Origin of the sequence: Sorangium sp. So ce302, assembly GCF_051530145.1 — a bacterium.
GTDB lineage: Bacteria > Myxococcota_A > Polyangia > Polyangiales > Polyangiaceae > Sorangium > Sorangium cellulosum_B.
The window spans coordinates 1,273,209-1,292,895 of the sequence record NZ_CP150326.1 but is presented as its reverse complement, the minus strand read 5'-3'; the positions used below and the strand labels follow the sequence as shown (position 1 = coordinate 1,292,895).

General features: G+C 69.6%; 14 protein-coding genes. 7 read left to right on the top strand and 7 right to left on the bottom strand.

The window, feature by feature from the left end; all coding sequences use genetic code 11:
- The first annotated feature begins 3 nt into the window (after positions 1 to 3).
- From WME73_RS04895 to WME73_RS04885, 3 genes are all read left to right on the top strand, one after another.
- Positions 4 to 1,560 carry a GumC family protein gene (locus tag WME73_RS04895; RefSeq protein ID WP_437914906.1) on the top strand — a complete coding sequence of 519 codons (1,557 nt, stop codon included), beginning with the start codon at positions 4 to 6 and terminating at the stop codon, positions 1,558 to 1,560.
- Entirely contained in the window at positions 1,553 to 3,415 is a 1,863-nt protein-coding gene (locus tag WME73_RS04890) for a hypothetical protein (protein WP_437914905.1), read from the top strand. The genes WME73_RS04895 and WME73_RS04890 overlap by 8 nt, the downstream gene beginning before the upstream one ends.
- Positions 3,416 to 3,503: 88 nt before the next feature.
- Entirely contained in the window at positions 3,504 to 4,913 is a 1,410-nt protein-coding gene (locus WME73_RS04885; RefSeq protein WP_437914904.1) for a hypothetical protein, read from the top strand.
- Between the two features lie 51 nt (positions 4,914 to 4,964).
- On the opposite strand, the gene WME73_RS04880 is transcribed toward WME73_RS04885, so the two are convergent.
- The 4 genes from WME73_RS04880 to WME73_RS04865 form a co-directional block, all read right to left on the bottom strand.
- Positions 4,965 to 6,659, bottom strand: a complete 1,695-nt coding sequence (locus tag WME73_RS04880) for a SpoIIE family protein phosphatase (protein ID WP_437549743.1) — start codon at positions 6,657 to 6,659, stop codon at positions 4,965 to 4,967.
- A gap of 479 nt (positions 6,660 to 7,138) precedes the next feature.
- On the bottom strand, positions 7,139 to 8,473 hold the full coding sequence (locus WME73_RS04875) for a nucleotide sugar dehydrogenase (RefSeq protein WP_437744362.1): 1,335 nt from the start codon (positions 8,471 to 8,473) through the stop codon (positions 7,139 to 7,141).
- A gap of 252 nt (positions 8,474 to 8,725) precedes the next feature.
- On the bottom strand, positions 8,726 to 10,207 hold the full coding sequence (locus WME73_RS04870) for an oligosaccharide flippase family protein (RefSeq protein ID WP_437914903.1): 1,482 nt from the start codon (positions 10,205 to 10,207) through the stop codon (positions 8,726 to 8,728).
- A 2-nt stretch (positions 10,208 to 10,209) separates the two neighbouring features.
- Positions 10,210 to 10,821 carry a polysaccharide biosynthesis/export family protein gene (locus WME73_RS04865; RefSeq protein WP_437744360.1) on the bottom strand — a complete coding sequence of 204 codons (612 nt, stop codon included), beginning with the start codon at positions 10,819 to 10,821 and terminating at the stop codon, positions 10,210 to 10,212.
- A 283-nt stretch (positions 10,822 to 11,104) separates the two neighbouring features.
- Here WME73_RS04865 and WME73_RS04860 point away from each other — a divergent pair, with 283 nt between their 5' ends.
- The 4 genes from WME73_RS04860 to WME73_RS04845 all read left to right on the top strand — a co-directional run bounded on the left by WME73_RS04860 (position 11,105) and on the right by WME73_RS04845 (position 16,533).
- Entirely contained in the window at positions 11,105 to 12,397 is a 1,293-nt protein-coding gene (locus WME73_RS04860; RefSeq protein WP_437914902.1) for a 3-dehydroquinate synthase, read from the top strand.
- Complete coding sequence (gene eboE / locus WME73_RS04855) at positions 12,394 to 13,893, top strand: metabolite traffic protein EboE (RefSeq protein ID WP_437914901.1); 1,500 nt, start codon at positions 12,394 to 12,396, stop codon at positions 13,891 to 13,893. The genes WME73_RS04860 and eboE overlap by 4 nt, the downstream gene beginning before the upstream one ends.
- Positions 13,890 to 14,771 (top strand): UbiA family prenyltransferase, encoded by an 882-nt coding sequence (locus WME73_RS04850; RefSeq protein WP_437744357.1) that lies wholly within the window; start codon positions 13,890 to 13,892, stop codon positions 14,769 to 14,771. The genes eboE and WME73_RS04850 overlap by 4 nt, the downstream gene beginning before the upstream one ends.
- A 376-nt stretch (positions 14,772 to 15,147) precedes the next feature.
- Positions 15,148 to 16,533, top strand: a complete 1,386-nt coding sequence (locus WME73_RS04845) for a hypothetical protein (RefSeq protein WP_437744356.1) — start codon at positions 15,148 to 15,150, stop codon at positions 16,531 to 16,533.
- Between the two features lie 59 nt (positions 16,534 to 16,592).
- Here the strand turns inward: WME73_RS04845 and WME73_RS04840 are convergent, their stop codons facing one another.
- From WME73_RS04840 to WME73_RS04830, 3 genes are read right to left on the bottom strand one after another with little or no spacing between them, the layout of a single operon-like run.
- Positions 16,593 to 17,966, bottom strand: coding sequence for an alkaline phosphatase family protein (locus WME73_RS04840; RefSeq protein ID WP_437744355.1), 1,374 nt, complete (start codon positions 17,964 to 17,966; stop codon positions 16,593 to 16,595).
- Positions 17,967 to 17,978: 12 nt separating this feature from the next.
- Positions 17,979 to 18,863 (bottom strand): TatD family hydrolase, encoded by an 885-nt coding sequence (locus WME73_RS04835; RefSeq protein WP_437744354.1) that lies wholly within the window; start codon positions 18,861 to 18,863, stop codon positions 17,979 to 17,981.
- Between the two features lie 23 nt (positions 18,864 to 18,886).
- Complete coding sequence (locus WME73_RS04830; protein ID WP_437744353.1) at positions 18,887 to 19,645, bottom strand: EboA domain-containing protein; 759 nt, start codon at positions 19,643 to 19,645, stop codon at positions 18,887 to 18,889.
- Between the last annotated feature and the right edge of the window lie 42 nt (positions 19,646 to 19,687).

Below are 19,687 nucleotides of genomic sequence, written 5' to 3'. Positions count from 1 at the left end.
ACCATGGACAAGAAGATGAACCAGCAGCTCTCCGGGCCTACCCCGCCCCAGGAGGCGCTCGGGGCGATCCCCGCCGACGCAGCGGCGCGGCCTGCAGGTCCGCAGCCGCCCAGCGTCAGCGCGATGATCAACCGGACGCTGGCGCACTGGTACGTGGCGGTGCTGGTGGCGATCGCGGGGCTCGGGTTCACGGTGCTCGTCGTGCAGTCGAGGAAGCCCGCGTACCGCTCCGAGACCGTGATCTTCTACCGCGAGGGCGTCAAGGCGACGTACCTCGGGCCCGACGGGCCCGACCCGCTCCGCACCCTCTCCGCGCGGCTCAAGGAGACGCTGCTCGCGCGCTCCAACCTCGAGAAGGTCGTGACGGAGTTCAACCTCTTCCCCGACGTCCTCGAGAAGCGGGGCATGGTCGACGCGGTCGATCGGCTCCGCGCCAAGATCACCTTCAAGGCCCGCTCGCAGGACACCTTCGCGATCTCGGCCGAAGGAGAGACGCGCGAGCAGGCGCAGGAGGTGACGCAGCGGCTCGCGGACATCCTCGTCGAGGAGACGACCCGCATGCGCAGGTCGCAGGCGAAGCTGACGAACGAGTTCCTCGACGCCGAGCTGAAGCGCGCCGAGCAGGACGTCGAGAAGGCCGAGGCCGAGCTCGCGGCGTTCCTGGCCGAGCACCCCGAGTTCGCTACCGAGCAATCCACACCCGGCGGCTCGCAGGGCGGCGCCGCCATCCGCGAGCGGGAGCGGCGCGCCACAGGGACCGACCCGACCCTCGAGGCGCTCGAGCGGCAGGTGCCCCGCCTGCGCAGCCGGCTCACCGGCAAGCCGGAGCAGCCGGCGGCGAGCGCCGCCGGGGTGCCCTCCCCCGCGCTCACCCGGCAGCGGGATCAGGCCGAGCAAGAGCTCGCCACCGCGCGGCGGGATCTGGCCGACAAGCAGTCCCGCTTCACCGAGCAGCACCCCGACGTCCGGGCGGCGGCGGCCCGCGTGACCAACGCCGAGGCGGCGCTGCGGCGCGCCGAGCAGGCGCTCGTCCTGCCGCCGGACCCGGTGGTGGAGGTCCCCGCGACCGACGAGGCCGAGAAGGCGAAGATCAAGTCCCAGCTCGCCGCTCTCGAGCGGGAGATCGCGGTGCGCAGGGGCGCGAAGAAGGGCAACGCGGCCGACGCGAGCGAGGCGGCGAAGCAGATCATCAACACCGAGACCGACTGGTCGCGGCTCAGCCGCGAGAAGGCGCGCGCGCAGCAGCGCCTCTCCGACCTCGAGGGCAAGTCGTTCCGCGCGGAGATCGCCGCGAGCTCGGAGCAGGGCGGCTACTCGGCGCAGATCGAGGTGCTCGACCCGGCGTACCGGCCGAGCGCGCCGTCGAGCCCGTCGCGGTTGATCATCGCCATCGGCGGGCTGTTCTTGTCCGTTGCGGCCGGCATCGCGGCCGCCGCGGCGCGTGGCATCGTGTTCGATGATCGGGTTTACGACATGGAAGATATCGATCGAATGGCGCTCGCTCCGGTGCTCGTCGTCGTTCCGCCCGCCGCGCGCGCGCCCCGAGGGCGCCGTGGCTGAGGCAGGCGGAGCTGAGCCGGGAAAGCCCCCGCCGGTCGCTTCCCTCGAGCGGGCGCTCGATCAGGTCTGCGACTTCCTGAGTCGCGCGGAGCAGACCGCGCGGGTCCGCGCCCTCGTCATCGAGGCGCGCCGGCTCCGCAACGTGGTCGGCAACTGGCGCTCGATCGCGCCGGATCCGGACGTGCGCGAGGAGATGATCGCCCGCGTCCTGCGCCTCGCGAACGACGCGGAGGACGTGGTCTCGGCGGAGCGCCCGAGCTCCAGCCAGGACGACCCGAGCGCCGCGTTCGACTCGCCGACCATCCGGCAAGATCTGCCCCCTTCGCCGCTGCAGCACCCGCAGGCGATGGGGCTGCGCCTCGGCGCCGCGCAGGCGCCGGGCGCTCACCCCGGCGCGCAGCAGCCGCTCAGGGGGCCGTCGCCAGCGACGGCGCTCTTCCTCGGGGGTCCCGCGGCGAACCACGGGGAGCACCGCGCGCACCCGGGTACCGCGACGGTGCTCGGCATGCCCGCGCCGGCGCTGCCGCCCGGCCCCGAGCGGCAAGGCTCATCCCCCGCGATCGCGCGTGTCGCCGATCTGAGCGCGACGCTGAGCAGCCCTGGGCTCGTATCGAGCGGCGGGAGGCCGGGCAGCTCGCCAGCGCTGCCGGTGCCGATCGAGCGGGTCATCGCCTCGCCGGCGCGCGACGTGGGGGTCCGGGACGCGGGGGCGCCCCCCGGGGGAGCGCCGTCCCTCGAGCGATCGTTCAGCGGCGCGTTCCCCTCGCCTCCGTCGCTCGTCTTCGATCGCGTGGTGCCGCCCGCGGCGCGCGAGGTGACGGTGCGCGAGGTGCCGCAGCCGCATCAGCCGCCGCCGCCGCAGCAGCCGCCGCCCGAGAGGCCGATCGAGCGCTCGCTCACCAGCACGTTCAACTCGCCGCCCTCCCTGATCTTCAACCGCGTGGTGTCGACCCCGGCGCACCAGGCCGTGGACGCGAAGCTGCAGTCGCTGGATCCGACGTTCGAGGAGCCGCCGTCGCTGCACATCGAGCAGCTGCGCTCCCTGCCCACCACACCGGAGAACGCCGGGTTGCTTCAGGAGGAGTCGCTGCGCGGCCCGGGCGAGATCACCGTGCGCCCCGTGCCGATGCCGGACGCCGTGGATCCGAACATCGTGATGCTCCGCGCGCCCTACTCGCCCCAGGCCGACGCGTACCGGACGCTCCGGCGCAAGCTGCCGACGGGCTCGGGGATCACCATCGCCGTGACGAGCGCAGGGCCCGGCGAGGGCAAGACGTCGTGCGCCATCAACCTCGCGCTCGCGCTCCGCGAGACCGTCCGCGGGAAGATCCTCCTCGTCGAGGCGAACATCCGCAAGCCCGGCATCGCGAAGGCGCTGCGGTTCGAGCCCCCGAGCTGCTTCACGGAGCAGCTCCAGCGCCACGTCAACGACCGGTTCGCGCCCTGGGTCGTCGTCGATCAGGCGGCGCCCGCCGTGACGCCCGGCGACGACGGCGGCGAGTCGTCGTCGGACAGGAACGCCGCGCCGATGGGCGGCAGGTCGCCCGACGCGAGGCTCGCCCTCCAGACGCCCGTCCACATCCTGGCCGTCGATCCGCGCACGGAGCGGCCGCCGATCTTCGACGGGGTGGCGTTCTCGACCGCGATCGAGAGCCTCAAGCGCGCGGGCTACTCGTACATCATCATCGACACGCCGCCGGTGCTCGGCAGCATGGACCTGAACGTCATCGGCGACTCGGTGGACGGCGTGATCCTGACCTCGCTGGTCAAGAAGTCGACCCGCAAGGCGATCCGCCAGGCCATCGAGCAGCTCCGGCCGGCGCCCATCCTCGGTGTCGTCCTTCTCGACGCCTGAACGGCCGGCGCGCGGCGTTCGCCTCCTTGCGCCGAAAGGTCGGGGAGGCATAGCCGAGCGCCGGCTCCATTGTTACCTTGCAGCCCTCATGCGCTCCGGACGAGGTATTGCGGTCGCGGCCTTCGGCTGCGCGATCCTCACCCACCACGACGCCCGGGCGCAGGACGCAACCCTCCACGGCGTCTTCACCGGGTCGATCGGCGTCACCGACAACGTGACCTCCGCGGCCGAGCCCCCTGCCGGGCCCGGTCCCGACGCCGACGGCCTCGCGACCGCGAGCCCCGGCCTGATCTTCACCTACACGACGCCGCGGACCGCCCAGACGCTCTCCTACACGTTCTCGACGAGCCTCTTCTTCCGGCACGCGGAGGCGAGCTCGTATTCGAACGTGGCCGCGTGGACCGGCCGCTTCGTCACGTCGCCGAGGACCTCGCTGACGCTCGGGGCGTCCGGGTCGCAAGGCCAGCTCAACACGTTCCAGCTCGAGCAGACGCCGGGGACCACGACGCTCCAGGGCAACGCGGGCGGGACGACGAACTTCGTGCAGGGGTCGTTCAACGAGGGGTTCTCGTTCCAGCCCTCGCCGGTCTGGTCGCTCGGGCAGGCGGCGACGTTCGCCGTCTACAACCCGCTCCTGGATCGCCCGCAGCGCACGTACAGCGTGACGAACACGCTGAACGCGAACCGAAGCTTCCGTCACGACGTCGCGGCCCTCGCGCTATCGGTCGGCTACACCCATTTCGACAACGTTCCGGTCACCGACACCGATCCCACGACCGAAGACACGTACACGTCGCGCGACCAGCTCCTCAGCACGCTCGTGGCGAGCTGGCAGCACGACCTCGGGCGTCGCTTCTCGAGCCAGCTCGACCTCGGCGGGGTCGTCGCGACGGACCTGGCGGGCGGCGCCGGGTCGCTCGTGCGCCCGAGCGGGCTCGCGGCGCTGCGCTACTTGCACGAGCGGGGCGACGCGGCCGAGCTCGCGTACACCTACGCGGCCACGCCGAACGTCTTCCTGCAGCAGATCCAGCTCTCCCATATGCTGACGCTCCGCGCCGCCGTGCCCATCCGCCCCGCCTGGCACCTGTCGGTCGAGGGCTCGGCCAGCGCGCAGCTCTCGCAGCCTCTCGAGACGAACGCGGAGGGGGATCTCGACACGGGGCCGACGACGCTCGCGGTGCTCACCGATGTCGGACTGCTCTGGAGCCCCGTCATCCTCATCCCCGACTTTGCGCTCGCGCTCCGGTACCAGCACGCGAACCAGCGCACCGAGGCAAGGACGGCGGAGCTCCCCGACACGCGCGTCGTCCGGAACACGCTCCTCCTGTCCGTGTCGGGCGCGTTCCCGCGGCAGATGGCGCCGGGCTCGCGCATCTTGATGACCCAGCCCTTCGGCTCGGCAGGCCCTTCCGGAACGCCGCGCCGGGAGCCGACGCCGAGCGAGCCGCTGGAGGGCGAGGCGCCGGCGTCGGCTGGCGCGGGCGACGCCGCCCGCTGAGCGCGACGGGGCGCGCTCAGGGGCTCCGCCGGGCGGCCGACCGCGGCGCGCTCAGGTGCGCCGCGCGAGGAGGAAGGCCCTGTCGTCCTCGGGCAGCTGGTCGCCGCGGAACTCCTCGAGCATGTGCGTGAGCTTGTCGGCGATCGACGCGACCGGGCGGCCAGCGCTGGTGGCGCAGAGCTTGGCGAAGCCCGTGCCGAGCGCGTGCAGGCCGAGCATCTGCTTCGACGAGTTGCGCAGCTCGGTGAGCCCGTCGGTGTACATCGCGAGCACCTCGCCCGGCGCGAGCACGCTCTGGTGCGCCTCCATCGGCACCAGGCCGACCCCGAGCGCCGGGTTGACGGCCGCCTGGAGGTGCCGCAGTCCGCCCTCCGCGGTCGCCACCAGCGCCGGCGGGTGCCCTGCGTTGACGCACTCCATGCGGCCCGTCGCGGGGTCGAGGGCGACGGCCACCATCGTGACGAACGAGTGCTCCGGCAGGTACTCGCAGAGGTAGGCGTTCAGCCGGTCCATCATGCCCGTGATCCCGCGGCCGGCGTCGACCGTCGCGCGCACCATCGTGTGGACGCTCGAGCCGATGAGCGCGGCCTGGAGCCCCTTGCCGCAGACGTCCGCCACGGCGAGCATGATGCGGCCGTCCGGCATCGGGACGATGTCCACGTAGTCGCCCCCGACCCACCGGCACGGCTCGAAGCCGAGCGCCACGTCCAGCGCCTTGAACTCCAGCCGCTTCGGGACGAAGGTCCGCTGGATCTGGTGCGCCATCTCGAGCTCGCGCTCGATCGCCGCGTGCGCCTGCGCGTGGCGCCGCGCCTCCCAGGCCGACTCGGCCTGCTGATAGACCTCCGCCGCGAGCGCGATGAGCCCGAGCCACTCGACGCTGCCGAAGTCGGGCGGCAGGGTCACGTAGAGCAGGTTCATCATCTGCTCCTCGACGCGCAGCGGACAGGCCACGACCCAGAGGGCCATGACGTCGCGCGACATCGTGAGCTCGACCGTGGCGCTGTCGCTGACCAGGTTTCCGGCCAGCACCGGCTCGCGCGTGTCCTGCACCGCCGCGAGCACGCGGCGCGAGATGTACGGCGGGGCGACGGAGTCCTCGCGCCGGAGCGACTGGAACGGGCGGTGCGGCCCGGACAGGATCGTCAGCGCGCCGTTCTGCCGGAGCCGCAGCGCGAGCGCCATGCTGCCGTGGAAGTCCTCGCGGACCATCAGCTGGCAGAGCGCGTCGAACCGATCCGTCGCGTCCTCGATGCTGAGGAGCCGCCGCGACAGGTCCATCAGGGTGAACAGGTGCTTCGCCGCGATCCGCGGAGGGTCGAGCTCGCCGAGCTTGCGGATCGCGGTCGGTTTGTCCTCCTCGAAATGGAGGCCGCCCGGGTCGATCGGCACACGAGGGGCCCGCGCCGTGAGCTGGAACTCGAGGATGTAGTCGCCGATCCCGATGCGATCGCCCGGCTTCAGCACCTTCTCGTTGATCCGCTCGTCGTTGACGAGCGTTCCGTTGGTGCTGCCGAGGTCGCGGATCCACCACCGGCCGAACGGATCGCAGAAGAGCTCCGCGTGGCGCCGTGAGACCGTGTAGTGGTCGAGCGTGAGCTGCACGCCCGGCGCCCTGCCGATGACGATGTGGGACTCCGTCAGCGGCCGTCGCGTCCCCGGGAGATCGCCGAGCCGGATCTCCAGGTGGCCCTTCCAATCCGAGCTCGACGGCGCAGGGCCCAGGCTGTCATCTGCAGGCGACATCGTTCGACCTGGCCCGACCATGGGCGGCGGCGTGGACATGGACCGTCTTTGATGGGTACCGAACCGGCGCCCTGACATCAAGGGGATGCTCGCGATTTCGCGAGCTCGGCAAGAGCTGCATCGGTTACCGTCGGTTACCGGGTTACCGGGTTACGGCGTTACGGGGTTGCCGGGTCACGAGGATACGTGGTGACGAGGATACGCGGATACAAGGTGACGCGGCTACGAGGTCGCGAGGACACGCGGAGCTCCTCGCGGTTGCCGAGGAGTCACCCAGGAGCTCCGCCGTGGCGCCCGCGCCGTGGCGTGGGCGCTACGGCGATGCCCGCGGCGCGCCGCCCACAGCGCGGGAATCGAGCGACACGCCACGGGGCCAGCGGCGACACGGCAAGGACGCCGCCGCTGGATGCCTGGTCACCAGGACCGCCGCGCTGGCGTGCGACGCCTGCCCGCGCCGCTCGGGGCGCCCTCGCCCTCCGTCAGGCCTTGACCACCTTGGGGTTCGCCGCGCGGTAGACGCCACGGGCGTCGACGATCAGGGCGGCGTGGTTCAGCACCAGATCGTAATCGACCACCGAATGGTCGGTGACGATCATGACCGCGTCGTGGCTCTTGAGCGTGTCCTCGTTGAGGGGGACGGACGAGAGCTCCGGCAGATGCGGCCAGGTGCGCATGCGCGGCAGCTTGGGGACGTGCGGGTCGTGGAAGCTCAGCACGGCCCCGAGCTTGCGCAGGAGCTCGATGATCTCGAACGCGGGGCTCTCGCGCGGGTCGTCGATGTCCTTCTTGTAGGCGACGCCGAGCAGCAGGACCTTCGTGCCCTTCATCGCCTTGCCGCGCTCGTTCAGCGCGAGCTGGAGCTTGTTGACGACGTAGTGCGGCATCTCGACGTTCACCTCGCCCGCGAGCTCGATGAACTTGGTGGACACGCCGTACTCGCGCGCCTTCCACGCGAGGTAGAACGGGTCGAGCGGGATGCAGTGGCCGCCCCAGCCCGGGCCGGGGTTGAACCGCATGAAGCCGAACGGCTTGGTCGACGCGGCGTCGAGCACCTCCCAGACGTCGATGCCCATGGCGTCGTAGACGACCTTGAGCTCGTTCACGAGGGCGATGTTGATGGCCCGGAAGATGTTCTCGGTCAGCTTCGCCGCCTCGGCCGCGCGCGCCGAGGAGACGGCCACGACGCGCGCGATCGCCTGCGAGTAGAGCGCCTGCGAGAGGACCAGCGACGCGCGATCGACGCCGCCGACGACCTTCGGGATGGTCGCGGTGCTGTGATCGCGGTTGCCCGGGTCCTCGCGCTCGGGCGAGAAGGCGAGGTAGAAATCCTGCCCCATGCGCAGGCCCGATTGCTCGAGGATGCCCTTGACGAGCTCATCGGTCGTGCCGGGATACGTGGTGGACTCGAGGACGACGAGCTGCCCCTTCCGCAGCCGCTCCTTGATCTTCTGGGCGGAGCCGACGACGTAGCTCATGTCGGGCTCCCGCTGGGCCGTCAGCGGAGTCGGGACGCAGATCAGGATGGCGTCGGGCTCGCCGAGCCGCGAGAAGTCCGCCGTCGCCTCCAATCGGCCCGTCTTGGCTGCCGCCGCGATGCGCGCGGGATCGAGGTGCTTGATGTAGCCCTTCCCCTCGCCGAGCGCGGTGACCTTCGCCGGGTCCACGTCAAAGCCCAGCACGCGGAAGCCCTTCTCGATGAACGTGAGCGCCAGCGGCAGGCCGACATAACCCATGCCGATGATGCCCACCTGGGCTTCGCGGGAGTTGATCTTGGCCAGGAAGCTCTCGACCGCAGGGGGATGCGTCTCTGCCATTTCCTATTATCTCCAGTGGTGGAGGGGAGCCGCCATGCGGATCCCGACCCAGTTTCGAAGAGAGGGGCCCGACGCTACCACAGGCCCCCCCAATTTCGCTCGAGTGTCGCGTGGGGCCCCAACGATCGGCGGGGAAAGGTGCTCCTCGTCGCGGTCCGCACGCTCGTTACGCTCGTTACGCTGGCAACGCTCGTTGCGCTCGTTGCGCGCGCTTCGCTCGTCACGCCGGATCGGTGACATTCAGGAAACGCCTTAACGACGGCGGTGGACCGCTTCGCGGGCGAGCTGGAGGAAGTCCCGTGATGCCTGCCGCGCGATGACCAGCGCGGAAGCGACGAAGGCGAGCCCGCCGACCACCACCTCAGCGCCAAGGCGGCACCCGCGGGGCAGGTCGTGGAGCGACCGCATGCCGTAGCGAACGGCGAGCACCGCGGCGACCATGGGCACGCACGCGACGAGCGGGCGGACCAGCGGGCGCAGGAGCCGCATGTACGGGACGCCATCGGCGCGCTTGACCACCCAGAGGCTCGCCAGGGCGTGCACCCCGAACGCAACGCCGACGCCGGCGCAGGCCCAGAGGACGCCGCCGATCGTTCCGAGCAGCGCGATGCCGCCGACGATCGCGGCCACCTTGAGCCACTCCAGGACCATGATCGTCCGCGTCCGGCCGTAGACCTGCATGTACGAGGACAAGACCCAGCCGATCGGGCGCGCGACGCCGAGCGCGGACAGCACGGCGAGGAGCGGGCCGGCCGGCTCCCATGCCTCGTTGAAGAAGGTGTCGTTCAGGATCGTCGGGGCGACCGCGCCGAGGCCCACGGCGAGCGGGAAGATGAGGAGCGCGAGCAGCGTGAGCGCGCGGACGAGCGCCGCCTTGCGCTGCTCCGGCTCGAGCTTCGCGAACGACGGGACGAGCACGTCGCCGATGCGCTCGCCGACCTGGGAGGCCGGGATGTCGGCGAGGTTCCACGCGAGGTTGTAGAGCCCGCCGACTTGCTCCCCGAACAGGCGAATCATGACGAGGTTGTCCCATTTGGAAGCCCCGAAGTTCGCCAGCGACCCGAAGTTGAGCGGGATGCCGAAGGCGAACAGCTCGCGCGCCTTCTCGCCCGACAGCGGGCTCGGCGTCAGCCACTCGGAGAGCTTCACCGCCGGGACCGTGGTCACCACGCGCACGACGGCGCGCAGGAGCGTCGCCACCACGATGGCGTTCCCCCCCCAGCCGAGCACGGCGAGGGAGACGGACGCCGCGGTGTAGGTGAGCTCGCCGGCGGCGTTCCGGAGGCTCACGCTGCGGAAGCGCATCTCGCGGATGAGCAGGCGATCGGGGACGTACCAGATCCGATCGATGATCATCGCGAGAATGAGCCCCGGCATGAACTCGAGCATCCCGGGCGCGCCGACGAGGTGCACCGCGATCGGCTCCCGGAGGAGGTACACGGCGCCGATGGCGACGAGGCCCGCCACGTGGAAATAGACGGTCGCGTTGAAGACCATCTGGCGGTCGAGGTTGGGCCTCGACGCGATGAACTGGCCGGTCCCGAGGCTCGACATGAAGTGCGCCGTCATGATCACGACGGACGCTGCCGAGACCTCGCCGTACACATCCGGCGCGATGAACCGGGTGAGCACGAGGGTGCCTATCAGGCCGAGCACGCGCGAGCCGAGCCCCGTCGCGATCGTCCAGACCGCGCCGAGGACGGCCTTTCGGGCAAGCGCGGAGGAGCCGGCCACGATCAGGGCACGAAGACGGTATCGCCGGCCTTGAGCACGAGGTCCTGCTCGGGCCGCTTGCGCGAGGCGATGTCGTCGTAGTTGATGGGGATGTGCCGGAACTTGCCCGGGCTATCCATGCGGATGAGCAGGATCTGATCCGTCGAGGCGAACTGGTTGGGACCGCCGGCGAGCGCGAGCGCCTCGGAGACGGAGACGAAGTAGTTGGAGGCGAAGATGCCGGCGCGCGCGACGTTGCCGCTGACCACGAACCGGTAGCTGTTGATCCCGGTCACGGCGACGGTGATCACGGCCGTCTCGTCCTTCACGAACTCGGAGAGCCGCTTCTTCAGCTCCTCGCGCACCTGGGTCGGGGTCCTGCCGGCCACGTAGACGTCGCCGATGAGCGGCATCGTGATGACGCCATCGGCCCGGACGAGCGCCTCGCTCGACAGGTCGGCCATGCGCCAGACGTTGATCCGGATCTGGTCCCCTACCCCGATCGTGTATTCGTGCTTACGCGGGTCGTACTCCTTCGCGTAGTTCGCGGGATTGTAGACGTACGTGGGCGCGCACCCGGCGGAGAACGCGGCGAGGGCGAGCCCTGCCGCTGCCGTCAGAAGCACTCCTCGCATGAAGGACCGTTTCGTGGGACGGGCTGTGCCTTCCATGGGCGTCTGCATTGAGGAGGATGTCAGGCGGTACGGGGTTGCGATCACGCGGCGATCACGGGGCGATCACGGGGCGATCACGGGGAACGAGGTGAACTCGGCCGTACGGCGGCGCGATTCACCGAGCGGCGCCAGCATTGCAGGAAGGCCGTCCGCCGCCAAGGGGAAGTTTTCGTACCGCGGCAAGACGCGGGATCCTCGCGAGGAACCAACTTGACGGGCCGATGACCTCTCTCGAAAGTCGGCTTTGATGCTGCTTCATCTGCAACGGATCGCGGTCCCCTTCGAGTACCCCGTCTACTTCACGGAGGGCGTCTTTTCGCCGAGCAACGCCGACCTGGCGGCCGCCATCGCCGCGAAGGAGCCGCGCCGGCGTCACCGCGTGCTGCCGGTGATCGACGGCGGCGTCGCGGCGGCGTGGCCATCTCTGGCGGACGACATCGCGCGGTACGTGGGCGCGCGACCGGACCTGCTCACGCTCGCGGCCGAGCCGATCGTGGTGCCCGGCGGCGAGGCGGCGAAGAACGACGGCGCGGCGACGGCGGCGCTGCAGGCGAGGCTCGACGCGCTGGGGATGGATCGGCAGTCGTTCGTGATGATCGTCGGAGGCGGCGCGGTGCTCGACATGGTCGGCTACGCGGCGGCGACGGTGCACCGAGGCGTCCGGGTCGTGCGGATCCCGACCACGGTGCTCGCGCAGGCCGATTCCGGGGTCGGCGTGAAGAACGGCGTCAACGCGTTCGGGAAGAAGAACCTGCTCGGCACGTTCGCCCCGCCGTTCGCGGTGCTCATCGATCCGCGCTTCCTGGAGACGCTGCCCTTGCGCGACAAGGTGGCGGGGATGGCGGAGGCGGTGAAGGTCGCGCTGATCCGGGACGCGCGGCTGTTCTCGTGGCTGTCCGAGCACGCGCCCGCGCTCGCGTCGGGGTCGCTCGCGCAACTCGCGCAGCTCGTGCGCCGCTCGGCGGAGATCCACCTCCAGCACATCGCGAGCGCGGGCGACCCGTTCGAGCTCGGGAGCGCGCGGCCGCTCGACTTCGGGCACTGGGCTGCGCACAAGCTGGAGTCGCTCACGAAGCACAGGCTCCGCCACGGCGAGGCGGTCGCGATCGGGATCGCGATCGACACGCTGTACGCCGAGCTGGCCGGCCTGTGCAGCCAGGCGACGGCGGCCGCGGTGGTGGCGGCGCTCGAGGCGCTCGGCTTCACGCTGTGGGACGACGCGCTCGCGCTGACGCGCACGTGCGAGAGGGGGGAGCGGGGCGAGCGGCTCTGCGTGCTCGATGGGCTGGACGAGTTCCGCGAGCACCTCGGCGGGGAGCTCACGGTGACGTTGCTCGAGGAGGTGGGGCGCGCCCGCGAGGTGCACGCGATGGAGGAGCGGCACATCGTCGCGGCGATCGCGCGGCTGCGCGAGCGCGCCGGGAGGCGGGGCGCGCTCGCGGCGATCGGCGCGACGGGAGCGGCGGGCACGGCCACGGGAGCGGCGGGCGCGGCCACGGGAGCGGCGAGCGCGGTCACGGGAGCGGCGCAATCATGAGGCTCACGTGCGCGGGCGCGCCGCACCTCACGTACTGCACGAACATCCACGCGGGCGAGACGTGGTCGGAGGTGAAGCAGAGCCTCGAGACGCACCTGCTCGCGATCTGGTCGCGCGCGGCCGGCGGGGAGCAAGGGGCGCTGCACGGAGGAGGCGACGGAAGCGGCGGAGGCGGCAGCGGGGCGGAGGGCCTCGGGCCGGGCGCGCGCCGCCGGTGCGGGGTGGGGCTGCGGCTCTCGGCGAGGGCGGCGGCGGAGCTCGCCGAGCCGGCGGAACTCGACGCGTTCCGCGATTTTCTCGAGCGGAACGGCCTCTACGTGTTCACGCTGAACGGCTTCCCTTACGGCCGGTTCCACGGCGCGCCGGTGAAGGAGCGCGTGTACCTGCCCGACTGGCTCGACGAGGAGCGGCTCGCGTACAGCGATCTCCTGGCGACGCTCCTCGCCGAGCTGCTGCCGGCGGACGAGGGCCTGATGGGCAGCGTCAGCACGGTGCCCGGCGCGTTCAGGCCGCGGGTGCGCACGCCCGGCGACGCGCCGGCGATGGCGCGGCGGCTGGTCGAGCACGCGGCGCACCTCGTCGAGATCCGCCGCCGCACGGGCAAGCACATCGCGCTGGCTCTCGAGCCGGAGCCGTGCTGCTTCCTCGAGACGACGCCCGAGGCGATCGGCTTCTTCACCGATCACGTGTTCGCGCCGGAGCGCGCGCGCGAGCTGTCGGCGCTGGCCGGAATGAGCCTGCCGGACGCCGAGGAGGCGCTCCGGAGCCACCTCGGCCTCTGCTTCGACGCGTGCCACATGGCGGTGGAGTTCGAGGACGCCCCCGCGTCGCTCGCGGCGCTCCGCGCGGCGGGCATCGGCGTGCACAAGGTGCAGCTCAGCGCCGGGCTGCGCGCCCGCGTGGCGGAGCGCGAGCCGGCGACGATGGCGAGGCTGCGCGCATATGCGGAGGACGTCGTCTACCTGCACCAGGTGGTCGAGCGGCGTGGGGGCACAGGCGGGGGCGAGCTCGTCCGCTACCTGGATCTGCCCGAGGCGCTCGCGGCGCTCGACGGCGGGACCGCAGCGGCGCCCGGGGCGCAGCCGGAGGAGTGGCGAGTCCACTTCCATGTGCCGATCTTCCGGGAGCTCGAGGGCGCGCTCGCGACGACGCAGCCGGAGCTGGCGGCGCTGCTGTCGCACCTGCGAGACTCGCCAGCGACGCAGCACCTCGAGGTAGAGACCTACACCTGGGATGTACTTCCGGACGACCAGCGCCGAGGCGGGCTGGTCGAGGCGGTGGCAAGAGAGCTCCGCTGGGTGGAGGAGCGGATGGTGGGTAACGAAAGCGCGGGCGCCGGCGAGGGCAGATGCGTCGGCGCGAGCCGTGGAGTCGGGGGTGGCCGCGAAGTCGGGGGTGGCCGCGAGGTCGGCGCGAGCTCCGCCGGGCAAGCGGACAGCGAAATCGGCGCGAGCTCCGGTGGCCGAGCGGACAGCCGAGCGGAGGCAGGGCGATGAGCTCGCGCGCACGGGTGTACCTGCGGCTCGGCCGCGTCTCGAACCTGCCCACGGTGTGGACGAACGTGCTCTGTGGCATGGCCCTGTCGGGGTCTGCGCCACGGGCGCCCGAGGTGGCGCTGGTGGGGTTCGCGGTGTCGCTGATGTACGTGGGCGGCATGTTCCTGAACGACGCGTTCGACCGAGAGATCGACGCTCGCGAGCGCCCGGAGCGGCCGATCCCGTCCGGGCTGGTGAGCGCCCGGGAGGTGTTTGCGGTCGGCTACGGCCTTCTCGGGGCGGGGGTGTTGATCGTGGGCGGCCATGCCTATGTGGCGAACCGGGGAATGGCGCCCGCCCTGGCGAGCGCGCTGCTCGCCGGGGCGATCGTGCTTTACGATGCCTGGCACAAGGGGAACCCGCTGAGCCCGGCGCTGATGGGGATGTGCCGCGTGCTGGTCTATGTGACCGCGGCGTTCGCGGCGGGGGGGCAGCTCGGAAGCGCGGTGATCGCCGGGGGGGTGGCGCTGCTGTTCTATTTGATCGGGCTGACCGCGATCGCGAAGCAGGAGAACCTGCTGGCGGTGCGCAGCCTCTGGGCGCTCGGCTTCATGGCGGTCCCGTTCCTGGCGACGCTCGGCGCGCCGCTCACGGGGATGATGGGGACGATCGCGTACGGGGCGCTCGCTGGCTGCGTGATCCACGCGGTGAGGTTGCTGCGTGGGACGCGAAAGGACCGGATCCCGCGCGCCGTGGTGACGCTCATCGCAGGGATATCGCTGCTGGATGCCGTGCTCATCGCGAGGAGCGGAGCGCCGGGCGCCGGCGGCGCGGCGGCGCTGGCGATGATAGGATTCCCGCTGACGCTGGTGATGCAGCGGGTGGTGAGGGGGACGTGAGGAAGAGGTGAGAAGAAGCCACCGCCCGCCTTTCCCAGCAAAGCACCAGCCCGAGCTTCGGGAGAACACGTTGAGTTATAGGAGACGCGCGCACATGTCCACATATCGCCCCCGGATGAAACAGGCCGGCTTTCTGGCGTTCGTCCTCGTCGGGTCCGGGTGCGGGCTGCTCCTCGGGCTTGACGACTTCGAGGACGCTTCCACTTCAGGAAGCCAGAGCTCGGGCGGCAATGGCGGCTCAGCAGATGCCTGCCCCCCTGACACGTCGGAGCAATGCTATAGTGGCCCGCCCAGCACCGCGAATGTTGGACTATGCCGCCCCGGAAGACGGACGTGCGACAGCCGAGGCGAGGCATGGAGCGCCTGCCAGGCCGAGGTGGTACCGAAGCAGGAGAGCTGCGCCTCCACCGAGGACGAGAACTGCGATGAGTTTGACTGCGCGCTGTGGGCAAAGACGTTCGATACACCCAGCAGCGATGCAAATATCAACTCGATAGTCTTCGACAGGGAAGAAAACATCATCGCGGCGGGCTCGTTCGCGCGCTCGATACAGTTCGGGCCCGAGCCGCTCGTCGGCTCCGATCACGACGACGCCTCCGACCTCGACGCGTTCATCGTCTCCTTCGACAGCGCCGGAAACCATCGCTGGAGCCACCAGCTCAGCGCCGCGATGGCCCAGGAAGCGACATCTGCGTGCGTCGACAGTGCGGGCAACATCATCGTCACAGGGATCAACAGCGGCAGCTTGAACCTCGGCGACGACGACATGGGCCCGGGCATCTTCGTTGTAAAGTTCGACCGCGACGGGAACCACCTGTGGAGCAAGGGCATCAGCGGATCTCCGGCGGGCGATTCCGGCTTCCTGGCAGGTCATCCAATGGTCAAGAGCATGCCAGACGGCGACGTGATCCTCGCTGGACACTTCGCTGGTACCCTCCAGTTCGACGACGACCAGTTCACCACCTACCCCGCGGATGCGTATGACATTTACGTGGCGAGGCTCAACGGAGAGACCGGGGCCTCGCGCGCGGCGGACGGCGGCTGGGTCCAGCGATTCAAGAGTCAAGGGGCCGACACGTTGACCGGGGTCGCCGTTCACTCGAGCAGCAACATCATCATCACCGGGAATTTCGCTCAAAGGATCGCTTTCGGCTCTCTCTCACCGGCGATCAACGAGGGCATGTTCCTCGTCAACCTGAACAGGGACGGAAGTCCTGCCTGGGCCCGCGGCTTCGCCAATGCTGAGCCGACCGCGCTGAGCGTCGACACGCTCGGCAACATCTCTGCGACAGGCGCCTACGAACATCCCACCGATTTCGGGGGCGGCAATCTTCCAGAGTGGAGCAAAATGGCCTTCACAGCGCAGTTCGACATCGCTGGAAACCACAGATGGAGCCGCGGCTTCAGAGGGGATATCACGACGGCGAGCATCGGCACCGACGCCAACAACAATGTTATCTTGCTCGGCACTGTGACGTATGATGTGAGGATCGACGACGGCGAGATACTGTACGTGGAAGAGATGCCCTCGCCTATCGTCATCAAGCTCGACCCCGAGGGGAGAACGGTCTGGAAGAGGTGGTTCCCTCTAAAGCCTCTTGGCGTAGGACTAGCAGGGGCCGCCGAAACATACCCTGCAGGCGGAACCGCCATCGCAGGACGAGCGGTGAACAGCTCGGGCCAAAGCACGACCATCGATTTTGGGACCGGCCCGCAACCCATAGCGGACCACTCTCTCTTCATCGCGAAGCTCGGCAAGTGAGCGCCTCGCGTTGCCGCACGAACCGACCGGCAGGCCGCACCCCGACAGTTCGTGAGCGATCAGTCAAAGATGTGGCTCAGGACGATTTCCTTGATGTCCGCTGCATGAACGCTCCTGTTCGGCAACAGGGACGCATCGGTCGACGCCACGAGCGGCCCCTCTGTGGCGCTCTCGGTCAAGCGACCGTGAGAGCCCTTCACGAGCGAAGCGTCCAGCGGGATGACATCCATCAGATAGCGGAAACCGAGCTTCTTCTTGAGTAGCCTCCACGCGACGTGGACCGGCGGGAGACGCAGGCCCGCGTCGACGAAGAGCTCCACTGGGTCATAGCCTGGTTTCCTGTGGATATCGACCGTCCTCGCGAACTCGGGGGCCTTGCTGTCATCCGTCCAATAATAGTACGTGAACCATCGGTCCTTCTTGGAGACGGCGACGAGCTCACCTGACCTCGGGTGATCCAGCCCGGCGGCGCGCTTGCCCTCGCCGTCGAGGACGAAGTCCACGCCAGGCAGCTTCACGAGCAGGCTCTTTACCTCGTCGATCCGCTCCGGGCGTCGAACATAGACGTGCGCAATCTGGTGGTCGGCCACCGCGAACGCCTCGGAAGCTCCCGGATCCAGCTTCTCCAGGCCACGCTCGACGCGCACGCGAATGAGCCCTTGCTCCCGCAGTGCCCGGTTGATGTGTACAGCGCCGGTCACAGGCGTAATGCCATACTCGGAGAGCACCAGCACCCGCGCCCCGTCCTTGCGCACGTGCTCGATGAGCTCCCCGCAAACGGCATCCACCGCTCTGAGATCCTTCTCGATGGCTGGGTCGCCCGGGCCGAGGCGTTGCAGGTTGTAGTCGAGGTGCGGCAGATAGACCAACGTCAACGTGGGACGACGCGTGTCGTACACATGGCGCGCGCACCGCGCGATCCACTCTGTCGATCGGATGTCCGCGTTCGGCCCCCAGAAATGGAAGAGAGGGAACTCGCCCAACCGGTGCACAAGCTCATCGCGTAATGAGGAGGGCTCGGTGTAGATATCGGGCAACTTGAGCCCGTCCGCCCAGTAGATCGGCCTCGGCGTCACTGCATAATCCGCCGAGCTGTACATATTGTACCACCAGAACAGCTTGGCACAGGTGAACGCCGGGTCGCGCCGGCGCGCAGCCTCCCAGATCTTGTCACCCGTGACGAGCTGGTTCGCCTGGCGCCACAAGTTCACCTCGGCGATGTCGCGGAAATACCAGCCGTTCGCCACAGAGCCGTGCCCGCTGGGGAGGAGCCCTGTCGTGAAGGTCGACTGGACCGTGCACGTGACCGCTGGTAGCACGGTCTGCAGAGGGCGCATGGCGCCCTCTTGAGCGAGGCGCTTGAGGTTCGGCGTGGCCTCGCCGAGGAGCTCCCCGGTGAGCCCGACGACGTTGAGAACGACGGTGCGGTGCATGGGTGTGCCCGATCAGCGCTGCACGACAGGGGCCTGCCCACGCAAGACCGAATTGCCCTCGAACAGGGTGCGCTGGTCCACTGCGGGCGCCTCGCCGAACTCCGCGAGGTCGAGCCGGCCGCTCTGGGCAAAGAATGCGAGCGGATTCTTCCAGACGATGCGCTCGATCACCTCGTCCGCAATCCCATTCTCACGCATCCGGGCCGCCGTCTTCGGCACTTTCAGGGGATCGCTCACGCCCCAGTCCGCGGCGCTGTTGATCAGCATCCGCTCCGCACCGTATTTCTTGACCAGCGCGACCATCCGGTCTTCGTCCATCTTGGTGTTCGGGTAGATGGAGTGACCCGCCCAGCAGCCCGACGCGAGCACGAGCGGCAGCGTCTCCTCGTTATTGTGATCGATGAGCACGCGCTCCTCGGGGAACCGAAGCTCTCGCACCGCGGCGAGCGTCCGCTCGGTTCCCCGCTTCTTGTCACGGTGCGGCGTGTGTACGAGGATGGGAAGTTCGTGCTCCCTCGCGAGCTCGACCTGCAGGGCGAAGTACTTCTCTTCCTCGGGCGTCATGTCGTCAAACCCGATCTCGCCGACAGCGACCACGCCCTCCTTGTCGAGGTAACGCGGCAGTAGATCGATGACACCTTGCGCCACGCGAGGGTTATTGGCCTCCTTCGGATTGAGCGCCAGAGTACACAAGTGACGGATGCCGAACTGGCTGGCCCGAAAGCGCTCCCAGCCGAGCAGGGACGCGAAGTAGTCCTCGAACGAGCCGACGTGCGTCCTCGGTTGACCGAGCCAGAACGCCGGCTCGAGGACGGCCACGATGCCGGCCGCGGCCATCGCCTGGTAGTCGTCCGTCGTCCGCGATGTCATGTGGATGTGGGGATCGAATAGCTTCAAGAGTCCCTCCGCAGCGCGCCGCTTCACTCGGGGATCCGCGTCGCGCGCTCGCGCTCATGGTCTAGGGAGAGCAAGCCTATGTCGACCGGGATGCCCCGGCCAGCCGCCCTCCGTTCGCTAGCAAAGTCCTCCGCCATCCTGGCGAGCTCGCCCGATCGCCGCCAGTCGAGCCCGATGATCCGGGCGAGCGCCACGCCCATGAACATGGCCTTGAGGACCATCTGGTTGAAGTTGAGATCGGGAAAATAGGCAGCCGGGTAGGGATTCTCGCAGGCGATCGCTTCGAAGATGGGCAGCTCGTTCGTTCGGCACGCCTCGACCGCGAGCGGAACGAAGCGCTCCGCCTCGGTCAAGAGCGGCAGTGCCCGCAAGAGCGCCTGCCGCTCCCGGCCATCTCCCTGCTCATAACAAACGCGGAGCAGCGATTCGAGCTGCGGTGCGGGCAGGCGCCTCGAAACCTGCGCCAGCATCGTTATCCGGCCGAGCTCATCCAGTGCCCGGCCATCGACCACCCCGGCGACACCGGCAGCCTTCAGGGCATCCCGCTCGTCGGGGTGAAGCCCGAGCTCCCCCCTACCGAGCACGCGTACCGCCGCAGTGAACGTCGCGAGGAAGCGGTCGAGATCGAACCACGTCGACGACTCGCTCTCCCGCGCGTCGGGCGCGCCGCCGAGCCCCGCACCGGCCCCGGTCGCCCGTTCGAAGCGCTCCAGCCAGGAGCGCGCCGCCGACGGAATCCGGCGCGATAGAATTCCAAACAGCAGTAGGGAAGCGTCTTGCATTGTAGTCATGCCCGCCGGTCCGGGCGCCTGCCGCAAGATGCC